5 protein-coding genes and 1 pseudogene are annotated in these 13,822 nt (G+C 65.7%); 3 read left to right on the top strand and 3 right to left on the bottom strand.

Translation table 11 applies throughout. The features are described 5' to 3' along the window. The first annotated feature begins 30 nt into the window (after positions 1-30). The 3 genes from D7W79_RS26870 to D7W79_RS43320 all read left to right on the top strand — a co-directional run bounded on the left by D7W79_RS26870 (position 31) and on the right by D7W79_RS43320 (position 11,199). On the top strand, positions 31-9,804 hold the full coding sequence (locus D7W79_RS26870) for an RHS repeat-associated core domain-containing protein (protein WP_147442069.1): 9,774 nt from the start codon (positions 31-33) through the stop codon (positions 9,802-9,804). Further along, positions 9,801-10,124, top strand: coding sequence for a hypothetical protein (locus D7W79_RS43325; protein ID WP_147442068.1), 324 nt, complete (start codon positions 9,801-9,803; stop codon positions 10,122-10,124). Before D7W79_RS26870 ends, D7W79_RS43325 begins: the two co-directional genes overlap by 4 nt. A 664-nt stretch (positions 10,125-10,788) precedes the next feature. Next, positions 10,789-11,199: a tetratricopeptide repeat protein gene (locus D7W79_RS43320; RefSeq protein ID WP_147442067.1), complete on the top strand. Its 411-nt coding sequence runs from the start codon at positions 10,789-10,791 to the stop codon at positions 11,197-11,199. Between the two features lie 67 nt (positions 11,200-11,266). On the opposite strand, the gene D7W79_RS26865 is transcribed toward D7W79_RS43320, so the two are convergent. The 3 genes and pseudogenes from D7W79_RS26865 to D7W79_RS26855 all read right to left on the bottom strand — a co-directional run. Beyond that, the gene (locus D7W79_RS26865; RefSeq protein WP_120528249.1) at positions 11,267-12,073 is read right to left on the bottom strand and encodes a hypothetical protein; all 807 of its coding nucleotides are present in this window, start codon (positions 12,071-12,073) and stop codon (positions 11,267-11,269) included. Further along, entirely contained in the window at positions 12,070-12,780 is a 711-nt protein-coding gene (locus D7W79_RS26860) for a DUF4956 domain-containing protein (protein ID WP_120528251.1), read from the bottom strand. The genes D7W79_RS26865 and D7W79_RS26860 overlap by 4 nt, the downstream gene beginning before the upstream one ends. Positions 12,781-12,785: 5 nt before the next feature. Continuing rightward, a pseudogene (locus D7W79_RS26855) lies at positions 12,786-13,822 on the bottom strand (dTMP kinase); the annotation flags it as partial.

The following is a 13,822-nucleotide window of genomic DNA, read 5'->3' as shown; positions in this document are numbered from 1 at the left end:
GGGCAGGGGAGTGCGGTCCCGGATGCGGGCATGGAGGGGGCGCTGCCTCCGGGAATGCTCCGGACGCCGGAGCTGCCGTGGTGGAAGCGGGCGCTGAACAAGGTCGTGGGTGAGGCCCACGCGCAGGCGCTCCTGGGCTACGCGGCGGCCGTTCCGGTCCTGGATCAACTCATCCAGACCTCGGTGCCCGCCAGCGTCAGCGGCAAGGTGCGTGCACCGCAAGACCAGCAGCTCACCGTCCAGCTATCGAAGGAACTGGAGACATTCATCTCCCTCCCCCAGGAGGTGACGTTCCCGTACGCGCTGCCAGTGTCGCTGCGGGCGTCGCGGATCTCAGACGGCTCCGGCGTGGAGCGCATCGAGGCATTCATTTCGGCGAAGGCCGAGGGTGGGGCGGAGATCTCGCCTCCGGCGGGAGAGAACTGGTCGGTCAGCGCGCAGCGTAACGACGATCAGGAACTCACGGTCGCGGGCACCGTCGAACTGGTTCGCGGGGGCACCACCGTCATTGCCCTGAACGCGCGGATGGGCACCGAACTTCGCACGGTGACGCTCACCGTGAAGGCCGTGCCCGCGGCGGACGCGGGCATGCAGACGTTCCGGCTCCTCTTCACCCGGGACGACCAGTCCAGCTCCAGCGGGAAGGAGCTCCCGTCGGTCGTGCGCTTCCCGGGCGTGCGCGTCACGGTGACCGGTCCAGGGCCGACGATGAGCGGCGTCACGGGCGACACGGGCCAGTACGGCATCCCCGTGCTTGTGGCGGGGGGCGAGGGCATGGGTATCGCCTGTGCGGACCTCCCGCTGGGGCCCCGCCCGATTCTGGGCCATGATCCGGAGACAGGCGCCGCCGTCGTCCAATCCATGGTGTCGGCGAGCTATCCGGCGTGCTCGCCCACCTTCACGGCGGCCTCGGGCCGGCAGACGCGCGCGGACATCCTCGTGGATGCCCGCCTGCTGCATGGCGCGCTCTACTTCGTGGACCGCGAGGGCCGAGCGCTGCGGCATGACTGCGGCGCGAAAGCGACCAGCGAATACGACGCGCAGAAGGGGGGCTTTGCCTCCATCGCGGACGTGGACATTCCCCGGACGGAGGTCCACTTCTTCCGCGCGGATGACCTGGAGCGGCCCATTGCCCAGTTCACCGTGGGGGTGCCTGACACCCAATGCGGGGCCCCGCAGCCCGGCCAGCGCTTCGCGCAGGGCCGGTACGCCCGCGTGAGGATGGGGCCCACGACGCCCTTCAAGCGCGTCATCCGCGAGCGCTGCCGCGAGCTCAATCCCGCCATCGAGCAGGATCCGGGCGCGCCCACGCCCACCACCCTGTCTGACGAGGACCGGGCCTTCTACGAGGCGGAGTGCCGGGACAACCGGACCAACTTCCTGCGGCTGACGGCAGGCGAGCCCCTGGTGGTCGTGGCGGTGAACCACGCGACGGGCCACACGGGCATGACCCGCATCCAGGTGCCGGCCATCAGCAAGATGCAGCTCGATGCGAACGGTCGTTGCGCCCTGGATGATCAGCTCGGGCCCCTGACGGTCGACGACTTCGGCACGTCGGCGAAGCTGTCGCGCTGCTCCGTGGCGTCGCTGGGCATCGAGGCGCCGGTGTACCTCTACCCGCCGGAGATCGACGTGCGGGTGTGGCGCAGCGCGGATCCGGAGGGCATCCAACAGGACGCGCCGCCCACGCTGGTGCGCACCGGTGGCGCGGCCACCACACGGGACACCTACGTCCACATGGACACGCACTGGCGCGTGCGGACGCTCGCCCCTGCCGAGTGGCGCCTGCCGGACGGAGGCGTGCGCGAGTCGCCCGTGGACGCGGGCCAGCCCGCGGACCGGGTCGTCGGAGGCATCTCCGAGTGCCGGGTGCCGAACCCCGACGGTGGCACGGACCCGTGCCCCCCGGAATTCCTGCGCGATGAAGGTGTCTCCGGGCGCCTCCTGGAGACCTGCTCCGCCTATGGGCCGGGCGCGGCGAGCCAGAAGACGAAGGCCGCGGCTTGCTTCCGCGAAGGTGACCTGGAGGATGTCCCGGCGGGTGTGCCTCCGTTGGCGGGACGGGTCGTGCGGGTGACGGGCTCCGCGGTGGAGGAGCCCGCGGTGGCGCAGTTCGGCGTGGTGCCCGGCCGTGGCTCCGCCGCGCTCCAGGCGTCGATGCGCATCGTCACGGCCTCGGGCCAGCGCCAGACCCTGGGCAGCCTGCCCAAGGCCAACTATTACCTGCACGTCGTGGGACACGAGGTGTTCCCGCGCGACCAGGACGGTGACGGCATCCTGCGTCCGGCGGAGCGCAATGCACCGCCCCCCGACTTCAGCGAGGCCACGGACGATCATCCCGCGGGGCTCCCCAAGCGGGCCCTGGGGCTGAAGAACGTCTACACCAGCCTGGATCCGGATGGTTTCAAGGTGCTGCGCTACGACCCGGCTCGCGAGCACGAGTTCCGGGTGGTGGATCTCACGGATCCGAAGGTCGTCGCCCAGGGCTCGCTCGACTCGCGCGTCCTGGACGACAAGACGGCGGAAGCCGACGCCGATGACCTGGCCTACCAATTCCTCGCGGGATTGATTCAGCCGGGGACCGGACGCGCCACCACGCCCACGGGTGACTACGTGGTCCGCTTCGGAAGTGATGAGTACGGCGTGGAGTGCGAGGTCGACGTCACGTCCGACTCCATCACCGGCAATTGTGACAACGAGTTCATCGAAGACGTCCTGTCCGCCAATGACCTGCTGTACGTCGAGCTGTACCTCAGCGGCAACGCGGACAATGTCCTCTATCGCTTCAACCTGATGGGCATCTCCCCGCGCGTGGACCTGCTGAAGGCAGGCAGTGCCTTCACGGCGCAGCGCTCGGTGGAGACTGGAAGCGGAGGCAAGGCTGTCACGGACCGCGCCATCTCCTTGCCGGCCTCCGCGCACTTCGCCTTGGACCCCGCGGTCATCCAAAACGGCCGGGTGAAGGTCTGCACGTCCGAGGACTGCGGCACCGGCACCCTGGTGAAACAGGCGGATGTGGAGCTGCTGTCGGATGGCACCTACCGCGTGGACAAGGTGGACGGCGGCCTGGCGGAGGATGCGCTGGAGCAGCTGGATCAATCGGGGCTCAATGGGGCCCGGCTGTTCCAGCAGTCCATTCCCGCGCAGCTTGTCTCCATGCCCGGTTCGGGCGTGGTGGCGAAGCCCTTCTACCTGGTGCAGGAGGTGTTGCTGCCGCAGGAGCGACGGCTGGTCCGGACGCTCGGCAAACCGCGCGGCACCTTCGAAGGCTTGCACGCGCGCGCACCGGGACAGCTCACCGTCCAGGGCATCAACGTGGCGGACGGGCACCTGTCCTTCGAGCACGAAGACTTCTCCGTGCCGCAACTCGCGGAAGTGGTCCGCTTCGCGCGCACGTACAACAACCAGAGCAGCCTGGTCAGCCCCACGGGGGTCGGCTGGACGAACAACTACGACGGCTACGTGCAGGAGGAGCGGCTGGGCCGCTACACGGTGGTCATCGCGGGGCAGGCCTATGACTTCCCCACGTGTGCCACGACGGACCCGGTCGAGGGAACGGCGTCCGGCTGTGTCAGGGATGGCTCGCACGGCATGGAGCTCTCAATCGAGAAGCGGGATCCCGATCCGATCGTGGCCCGCGTGCGGACGGCGGAGGGCTTCGTCTACGAGTTCGAGACGCGGGCGAAGGGCTTCCCCCAGAAGGAGCGACGCCGCTGGCTGCTGAACCGGTTCCACGACGGACACGGTCGCGGAACGGAGGGTTGGACCCGGTTCACCTACAAGCCGGGAAGCAACCTGGTGTCGACGGTGGAGCGCACACCGGGCCGGCTCCAGCTCACGATGACCTATCAGGACATCGACACCGCGGATGAAACGGTGGCGTACCGGCTGCGCAACATGGCGCGCAACCAGGGCTTCGCGCTGCTGGAGACAGTGGAGGTGCGCCACAAGCAGAGCGAACAGGTCCTGCACCGGTTGGTTCTCGCGCACGACAAGCGCGGCAACCTGCTCAGCGTGACGCGGACCTCCGCCCTGCCCGCGACGCAGATCTGGGAGTACGACTACGCGCCGCTGCCTGGCGGATTGAGTGGCCGCGCGCTGTGGAGTGTCTCCAATGAGGTGACGAACGCGCGGTTGAAGCTGAACACCGCCACGCCGGGCAGCACGCCCTTCATCCAGTGGCAGGCGACCTACAAGCGTGAGGCGGAGAAGCGGATCTACGCGCACGAGGAGTCGAGGGAGGTCGTCACGTCCGTGGTGGGGACGGGCATGCCCGAGCCGGGATGGCGCATCGTCGCCGCCAACGAGGGGACGCGCACCGTCAAGCGGCCGGACGGCGTGGACGTGACGCTGGATCTCAACCAGTACGGCAATACGCGCGCCACGGAAGTCCCGGGCCTGGGGCCGAGCACGGTCTCCTGGGGCAGCGAGGTTCGCGGCGGCCCGGTGCAGGTGAACTCCTCCGTGTCGTCCATGGGGCGCGCGGTGAAGAACACCGTCAACGACCGGCTCCAACTGGACGGGGTGACGCTCATGGCGGCACCCGCGAACAGCCAGGACGTGCCGGGCGCGAGCGGGGGGCCGCTCTGGTCGGTGACAGGCCGGCAGACCCAGACCGGTCGGGTCACGGGGATGTCGGTGGCTTCGGGGCACGGCCAGGTGCGCGTGAGCCGTCCGCTGTCGGATTCGGGTGACTCGCAGGGCGTCACGGTCACGGATACGAATGACGAGCTTGTCTTCACCGCGCAGCAGTTCCCGGATCCGGATGGCGTGGTGCAGGGCGGCCAGGATCCGTCAGGCAATACCCTGACGTTCTCCGGGCATGAGACGCAGGCGCTGGGGTTGCCCCGGTTCGCGGAGGTGACCCGAGCAATTCAGAGCCCCGGCGGCCGCGCGACCTATCAAGTGGAGTATGGATACGACGCGCTCGGAAATCGCATCCTGGAGTGGAATCACACCACGGGGGCTCGGGTCGATCTTACCTATGACGCCGTCGGTCGCCTGCTGACGCGCACGGTGGCGGGCAGTCCTCCTCAGGCGTGGACGTATAGCTATGAGCTTGGCGATGACACGCTCAACGTCACTGAAACACTGAATCTCGCTCGGTGGGGGCGGAGTCAGTCGACCAAGACGGAATATCGGCAGGGGCTCAAGCGTGCGGAGCGCTTTACGTATGGGTTGAACGCCCAGCAGGGAGCCATCCTGTATGACGTCTATCAGGGCTCACGGCTGGAGTCGTATCTGGATGCCCGGATGCACCGGCACACGTTGTCGTACGACAGCGCGGGCCGGTCCACCGGCGAGACCGTGGATGGCAAGACGGTCTACGCGAACGCCGTGGATGCGGATGGTCACGTCATCGAGGTGACGGACAGCAACGGTCTCAAGACAAGCATTGGCTACGACGCGCTTGGGCGTGCGGTGCGGTGGGCGTACGAGACCAAGGGCTCCGGCGAGTCGTGCGATGCGGACTGCCGATTCGCGGATGTGGAGACGGTGGTCCTGGATGCGGCGGGCGCGGTGGTCCAGCGCACCTTCGGCTCGTTGGAGAAGAAGCATGTAGTGGACTCCGCGACGCTGGGGCGCCAGTCGTCGGTCCAGAGCAATGCGCAGAGCCACGGCGGCATCCATTCCCAGACGACGTATGACCTGGCGGGGAGGGTGCTCACCCGCACCGACCATGTGACGGGTCTGGCGGAGGCCTATGCGTACGACGATGCCCTGGGCCGGGTGACGCGCTACGTGCGGACGGTGCAGTCTCCGGATGGTGAGCGGACGCTGACCGAGACCCGCGCGTATTCGGACAGTCCCGCGGGGACAGGGTCGGTCGTGGTGACGCGAGTCCTCTCCGGGGAGCCGTCCACGGTGTCCACGGATCGGACCGAGGTGCGGACCTACTCGGTGGATGCCCAGGGCCGCGTGCTGAGCATCACCGAGACGGTTGATGGACAGACATCGGTCCGTACCCGTGAGTACGACGCACTCGGCAGGGAGTTTGCCTCCACGGATCCCCTCGGGCGGCGAACGGAACGTGAATATGACACGGCCGGCAACCTGGTGTCCGTGACCCAGCTGGCTTCGTCACGCAACGTCACGACAACGTTCACCCATGACGCCGAGGGCAATGTCCTGACGCAGCTCGGGCCTCGGGAGGATGAAGCGTGGGGGATGACCTACGACTCACTGGGGCGGATGCTGACCCGCACACTCGCGGGGTCTCCCGCGGCGCAGTGGACGTATGCCTATCCGGGGAATGGCGTCGAGACGGAGACCGAGCCTGAAGGCACGGTCATCGAACGGATGCGCAACGCACGGGGGTTGGTGGAGCTCGAGGTCTGGAAGGGCGACCAGAATCGCGAGCGCTCCGTGCGGACGCGTTACGACGGCTCCTGGGTGAAGCGGCAGGAGTCCATTGAAGGCACGTCGGTGAAGCTGCTCCGGCGGGACTCTGCGAATGCGATTGACGACCGGGGCCGCACGCGCAGCGAGGTGGAGACCTGGTCGTCCCCTGGGTACAGCTATTCATACACGACGAGCACGGTCTGGGTGGACGCGGAGCGCAGTGGCACGTCCACCGAAGCGTGGCTGATGAATGGGCAGAGCCAGGGCGGCCGGACGGTGACGGCGCGGGTCGACAGCCTGGGGAATGTCGTCCGGAGGGTCCAGGCGGGCGCGGAGGACCAGTGGAGCTATTACGCGGACGGCAAGCCGATGTGGTCGCACGCGTATGGCTTTGGGGCCAACGAGCGGACCCAGTGGGCCTACGACACCAGTGGCCGGGTGAAAAGGCTGCACGTCGGCCCGACGGAGAAGACGACCTATTCGTACTTCCCGGATGGCCAGTTGCACAAGGAAGAGACACCTGACACCCGGGTGAGGACGCTGGCGTACAACGATCGAGGCCTCCTGGAGGTGGAGACCTTCGGGCGGGAACTGCCCGAGCAGGAACCCGACGTAAGCCGCACGTATTACGGCGATCACGACAATGCGGGCCGTGCCAGGGAGGTCAAGCAGGCTTACGGGATGCCTGACGAGTCCGTCTGGCATTACAAGTACGGGCCCCGTGACGAGTTGCTCGAGGTGACGCCGCCAGGGCTGGGAACCTTCGTCTATCACTACGATGGTCTGGCGAGGCTAGATTCGATCAGGGCACCTGCGGGATCGGTGACGCCCGAGGTGACGTATGATTATGACTTCCTGGGCCGCGAGAAATTGCGCACGCGGGGCACGTCCTCCTGGATTACGACGTGGACGAACGGGAACCCTGAAGTCTCGAACGAGCTGAACGAGAGGGTTCAGCGAATCGTGGACGGTCGAGGCCGTGTCGTCCACGAGGAGTTCAAGGCGGGAACGCCGACGTTGGATGCGTCGGGAGCGCTGCGAATTTTCAAGGACCTGGACTCGGTCGACTACGAGTTCAACGGCCTCGACCAGCTCCGGAAGGCAACGGAGCACCGGGGCTCGGTTCAGACGGTGCGCGCGCTGGACTACGACGGGCAAGACCGTTTGGAGTTCGTTGACAAGGACGGCTCGGACCCGATCCGCTACCACTATCACAACAGTGGTGCGCTGGAGTGGGTGCAGTCGCCGTCGGGAACAGTGAACTACGACGTGGGGGCGCTGCAGCGCCTCAGCAAGGTGACGCTGGCGGACGGCAGGCAGTTGGACGTCGCGTGGGAGGCGGGAGGCCGCCGTGTTGCGTCCGTAGGCGACAACGCACTCAAGCATTCCTACTGCTATGACAACCGGGGCCGCATTGCTTCCGTGACGCACGATGCGCGTCTGGAGGACTGCGCCTCCGCGATTGCATCACCGTACCTGCGGTACAGCTACGAGTACGACAACCGTGGAAACCGGCTCAGGGAACTCGTGGACCGCACCCCGACGGGGACGTCTACGGTCACGGAGACGACGCAATACGGCTACGACCCTGCGGACCGCCTGACGGGAGTGACGTATCCAGATGGCCAGTCCGTCCTCTATGCGCTGCACAACGACGGTTCGCGCAAGGCCGAAAAGAAGGTCGCGGGCTATGCAGGTGCCCTGGGCGAGTCTGCCTTTGGTTCCGTGACACAGCCCCAAGAGCATCTTGCGTATGTCTATGACGCGCTGGGTGGTCTGAAGGAGACGAGGAACAAAGTCGCCGCTGACGCGGTGGTTACGCAGTACCAGACGGACCGCGTTGGCCGATTGGTACGGGAACAGCGTGGAAGCCTTACGAAGCTGTTCCACTTTGATGCTGCGGGACGTCTGGTGGAAGTGGAGCAGACGGAAGGAGCCCAGCAACGGCAGGCCACATATCAGTATGACTACGCAGGCTTGCGTCGTTCCCGCACCGCTGATGGCTCTACCACAAGCTATTTGTGGAGCGGCGAAACGCTAGTGGAGGAAAACCTCCCGAACGGCACACGCCAAGTTTATCAGCGAGGAGCTGGCCTCACTCTCGCTGTAGCAACAGAAAGAATTCTCCAGGATGGGCTGGGAAGTACAGTGGCCCGGGTCCCGCTTAACAGTGCGGCGGTTGTACACCGATACGACGCATGGGGTAACTACCGCGACGAAAACGCGCCGACTGCAGCAGAAGCCAGCATTGGATTCACAGGACACGCCTGGGATGCAGAATCAGGTCTAACATATGCTCAGCAGCGCTGGCTCGACACAAGCACGGGGCGTTTCCTGTCGGAAGATCCGCTTGGCGTGGATGGTCGACTGGCTAAGCCAACTGGTGTTCATCCATGGAGCTACTCGAGAAGCAATCCGCTTCGATATGTTGATCCGGATGGCAGACAGGGTGTTGATCTTGGTGTCCCTAATAGCTGCGGGAAGCAGAATCCGGTTGCGCTCGAAGTATGTAACATAGGGCTTGTTGACGCCCCGCCTCCATCCGCATCCCCAATTTCAAATGTGGCGGATACTGCTACCAAGGCGGTCTCTGCAGCTGGACGTGTCGTACCCAATGTCACCGGATATATTGTCGGTGCCGCAGGGATGTTTTTTAACTCAATCGGGAAGGCGGTTTTTGAGTCGAGTGAAGACCGAGCAAGAGCAGAGGCTGACAACCTGGCCGCTGCGCACGAACAAGAGGTCAGGAATGCTGCTAAGCGATCTCGCGAGATTGATGCGATTGCTCATCGGGACCAGCAGCCGAGAATTGCTCCCGGTGCGGATGATGCAGCCAGTCCGAGAGTTGAGCCCGAGCCGGCGCGATCGCCTATAGCTGAACCTGGCGACAGACTTGTTGTGATTGGTGAGCCTGACGTGAGTGCTCATCCTGTGATGGCTCCCGGCGCCAATGAAGGAACTGGTGTCCTGCGCGCCAGTTCAAACTGGTGGCCAGCGGGTGCTGCGTACAAGTCCGTTGAGCTTGCTGACTCTACTGACAGATCGCTTGGTGAGTTTGATGAGGTTCGCGAGGATCTGTTTATTGAGAATAAAGACGCCGGCGAGCTCGGAAAGATCAATCCCAAGACAGGTCTTCCATGGAATGATCCGATGAAGTGGGTGGAAAAATCCGTCGTTGTGAAGACGCGAGTCCGCATCGCAATGTTGAAAGCTGCGCACGCGAGTCGTCCCCACCCGGATGGAAAGGGGAGTCCGGTTGTTCCTCCGATTGAGGTGCTCCGAAGCAACAAACAGAGACTGCGGTTTAGGACTGCCGCAGACTCACCCTTGGTTCGTACTTATCTCCAGAAGGGGGTTGAACAGTTGGCAGCTGAGTTCCCGGATTGGGAGTTCAGTGCTGAGTATGGAGTGCCGGAAGCTGCGAAGGAGCCGACACCAATGAAACGCCAAAAGGTTAAGTGAATATCATGTCTGTTTCGTTGATTTCTGGGGCTGAACCTGGGGGAGGGCCTGTTGTTGAGGTTCCTGTGGCGACGAATATAATTTTTAATCAGTACTGGCGTCCTGCTGCCGAGGAGTTGGGGTTAGAGTTGATTCGGAAATTTCCGGGAGGACTGAGCGTGACGCCTGAGATTATGCCTGACTTGGTGGTTGAACTTGGGGTGATTGAGAGGCGCTTTCTTGAGTTGAATGAGCCGTGGTTGGCTGGGCGTGCAAGCACCCTGCGGCAGTGGCTTGTTGGGGCGATTGAGAGAGGTGTTGATGATGTGTATGTTGGCTGATGCTTCTAGGGCTGTTCTTGGCCCTGTAACTGTAATTTGAGTCGCGCTCCTCGGGCTCGATAGTGACACTGCATGGCCACGGCTTGGTGGTGGCGACGCCAGCGACTCCAGGTTAAGATGTGCTCAAGTGGAGCCACGGCCCGCCGTAGGAGGGAAAGCAGAAGCCCTCTCAGTTTCTGGACGGAGTAGGGGACAAGAGCCGTCAGTGAAGGCCGCGCCGGGCGAGAAATGTGGTCAGGGCATTTCTTCGCACCTGCAGGCCGAGGGCTTTGGGGGCAGCTTCTCCTTAGATAGAAGGTTGGCCAGGGCACGCGCGCTGTTGGGCTGGCTTCGTTGGAGTCGGCAGGACCGTGGCTGTGATGGCCGCTGTATGGGACTGGATGGAACCTGATTGGTTGGGGATCAAGAAGCGGTACCGCTCAGGCCCTGGACAACCTGGATCTTCCTGCGCGCTGTACGTAAAACTCGGGGCATGGCCATCCGCCACCCGTCCTACGTGCTGGCGGATGACGAGCCCTCGAGATGGCTCCATTGGCTGCCTCTCGAGCAAGCGCTGCCCGTGGAGTCGAAAACCGCGATGCGGCGGCGTCACGAGAAGGATGTTCAAGACGAATAGCGCTGCGATACTCGTGCTGAAGGCTTTGGAAGGGTAAGGTGTGATGGGATGATGGCCATTTCGGAGAGAGAAATGAGTTCACGACTAGGGTATGAGGAGTTGGTGGCTCGATTTAATTCTGTCTCGATGGATGTTGCGCGACTGCGAGAGATGATGGGGTTGATTGACGTTGAATTGGAGCTGGCGCCGCTTGACGCGAGGCTGCACTCGCTTCGCGGTTGGGCTCGAACGGTGGCGGGAGATGGGAGGGATGCTATTGCCGATTTTGATCGAGCCATAGAGCTCGATGGTAGGCATGGGGCCTATTATTATAATCGCGGATTGGCGTACGAGATGTTGGGGGAATCGGATTTGGCTCAAGAGAGCTTTGTCGCCTGTGCGCGGTTGGCTGTTGAGTCGGGGGATGGGAATTTACTGGATGCGGTGGCAAACCACATCTCAGTGGATGCCCTGAAATGACAACGCTCGGGCCAGCGCATCCTTCGCGCCAACCCGGGCTCCAATCCCATCCAGATGAATCAGCGGACTACGGCTTCTTGACGTCGTAGGAGACCAGCTCCTCCAGGCGCTCCCCGTCCTCGCGGACCTTGCCCACGCCGGGGACCAGCCAGTACAGACGCTGCTTCTCTTCCTTCACCTCGCCGCTCTTGTTCAGCTTGTCGCGCTGGACCTTGATGGCGTTGGTGAACGTGCCCGCGGGCGTCGTCACCGTCACGTCCTTCTCCAGGACCTTCCAGACGTAGGTCGGATCCTTCCCCTCGGTACCACCGGCGGAATACGTGATCAGTTCCCGCACCTTGTCCTGGTGCTCCCAGGGCACGGAGGCCGGCGCCGCCGCCAGGGACTTCATCATCGCCGGGGACCAGGTCGTCGCCTTCGAGGCCACGCCGTCCAGGATGTCCTCCTCGCGCAGACGCACCACCACGCCGGTCGTCAGCTCCAGCTGCCAGGAGTTCTCCTCGTAGACCGTGCCCGTCTGCGTGCGGTCCTGCTGGCTGTGCACCTTGACCGCCGTCATGGTCGTGCCGGGGACCGTCTCCGGGCCCTGCACCGTCACCACCTTGTTGAAGACTCCCTCCTGCGCATCGGTGATGCGGTAGGTCCACGTGGAGCCTGTCGTCAGCGGCCACAGCGTCGTCAGCTCCGCCTGCTGATCCGGCTTCGTGCCGCCGCCCGTGTTCGGGTCCACCGGGTTGCCCGGGAGGTCCACCGTGCCGTCCGGGTTCGTCGTGGGCGCGCCTGGATCATTCCCCGTGGGCAGGCTGCCCCCGCCACCACAGGCGGCCAACGCCCCACACGCTGCGAACAGCACCGCCAGCTTCCTGAACTTCATGCCAACTCCTCCCGCGCGCCCTTCGCGCTCACCGCCGTCCACCGCAGCCCCCGCAAGGGCGCCCCTTCCGTCCGTCCCAACGCCGCCGCCAGGCTTCCAGGCTCCGGCTCCTCCACTTCCAGCTCCACGCGCCGCGCGGAGAAGTCCAACGCGCAGCTCTTCACCAGCACGTTGCGCTCCCCCAACGCCGTCCTCAGCGTGGCCTCCGCGCGCACCAGGTCGTCCGCCTGCGCGGACACCACCAGCCGCTGCTTCGGCTCCTTCGCCGCCACGGCCTTCTTCTCGAACAGGTCCAGCACGAAGAGCAGCACCGCCACGAACCCCGTGCCCACGAACGCCAGCACCAGGTTGCCGTGGCCGCACGCCATGCCCAGGCCAATCACCAGGAACAGGATGGCCGCGTCACGCGGATCCTTCAGCCCGGAGCGGAACCTCACGAACCCGCCCAGGCCCACCAGCCCGAACGCCTTCGCCACGCTGTTGCCAATCACCGCGGTAATCACCGCCGCCGCCGCGCAGAGGAGGATCTGCGCCTGCACCATCTCCACCTTCGGCAGCGGCTTGCCCAGCACCAGCCGCCAGGGCCGCGACGACAGCAGCGCGCCAATCAGCGCCGACGCCACCAGCCGGGGGAGGATGGCCCCCATCGACAGCGCCTGAAGCTCCTGCTCCACGTCCTGGAACAGCGCCCCGAATGGACCTTCCATGGGCGTCATGCCTCCTGCCGCCCGGCGTCCACCCCGGCCGTCTCCACCGAGGACCGCACCGCGCGCTGCGTCTGCTCCAGCACCCGCGCCTGCGCCACCACCGCGTACGCGTTGCGCAGCACCGGCAGCTTCCCGGCCTGCTCATCCAGGATGCGATCCAACAGCGCCCGCGTCTCCGCCACCAGCGGCAGCCCGCGCATCGACGACACCACCGTCGCCGGCCACCGGCGCGCCGCGGAGGCCCGCAGCTTCCACGCGCGCGGCGTGTCCATCCCGTCCACGGAGTCCAGCGCCTCCTTGGTGAGCGCCGCGCCGCGCTCACGCATGGCCCAGGCGCGCGGCGTATCCACCCCCGTGAGCGAGCGCAGCACCAGCTTCAGCGCTCCCTTCTCCAGCTGCTCGCGCAGCCCCACCGCCACCGGCGTCTCCAGGCCCGTGGTGCTCTTGAGCACCGCCAGCCGGTCGTGCGGAATCAGCGCCTCGCGCAGCGCATCCGCGCGCTCCGTGGCCAGGCCGCCCAGGCTGCGCGCCACCTCCGAGTACAGCTTGCGCTGCATGCCCGCCTCGCGGACCACCCAGGACTCCTCGCCGTCCACGCCGGCCAGGCCCAGCAGCACCGCCCCCAGGTGTCCGTCCTTCATGCCGCGCTCGCGCAGCGCCCACGCCTCCGGCGAGTCCTGGCGCTTGAGCCCCTCCAGCACGGCCTCCGGCGCCTGCGCGTACAGCCGCTGCCGCAGCGCGTGCGAGCGCGGGGACGTCACGAACCCCAGGCCCTCCGCCACGTCCACCGGCACGCTCGCCGACAGCACGTCGCGCAGCGTCCACGCCGTGTCGTCATCCAGCCCGTTCAGGCTGCGGGCCACGAGCCCCGGCAGCCGCTCCGCGTACGCCACCCGGCGCTGGTGCGCGGGCAGGCCCGGGATGCCATTGAGCAGCCACGCGGCCAGCTGCGGCTCGCGCGCCTCCAGGCCGTCCACCGCGTGGAAGAAGCGCTCCTCCACGTCGTCCACGGACGCCACGCCCGGCGGCGGCGGGGTGGGGG

Source organism: Corallococcus exercitus, from assembly GCF_003611585.1.
Classification (GTDB): domain Bacteria; phylum Myxococcota; class Myxococcia; order Myxococcales; family Myxococcaceae; genus Corallococcus; species Corallococcus exercitus.
Note: the sequence above shows the minus strand (reverse complement) of the source record. Positions and strands in the feature narration are given on the sequence as shown.

What these genes read in the sequence shown, in the direction of transcription:
- D7W79_RS26870 (WP_147442069.1), top strand. Translation starts at nt 31, where the DNA reads ATGGAGGGGGCGCTGCCTCCGGGAATGCTCCGGACGCCGGAGCTGCCG.
- D7W79_RS43320 (WP_147442067.1), top strand. Translation starts at nt 10,789, where the DNA reads ATGATGGCCATTTCGGAGAGAGAAATGAGTTCACGACTAGGGTATGAG.
- D7W79_RS26865 (WP_120528249.1), bottom strand. Translation starts at nt 12,073, where the DNA reads ATGAAGTTCAGGAAGCTGGCGGTGCTGTTCGCAGCGTGTGGGGCGTTG.
- D7W79_RS26860 (WP_120528251.1), bottom strand. Translation starts at nt 12,780, where the DNA reads ATGGAAGGTCCATTCGGGGCGCTGTTCCAGGACGTGGAGCAGGAGCTT.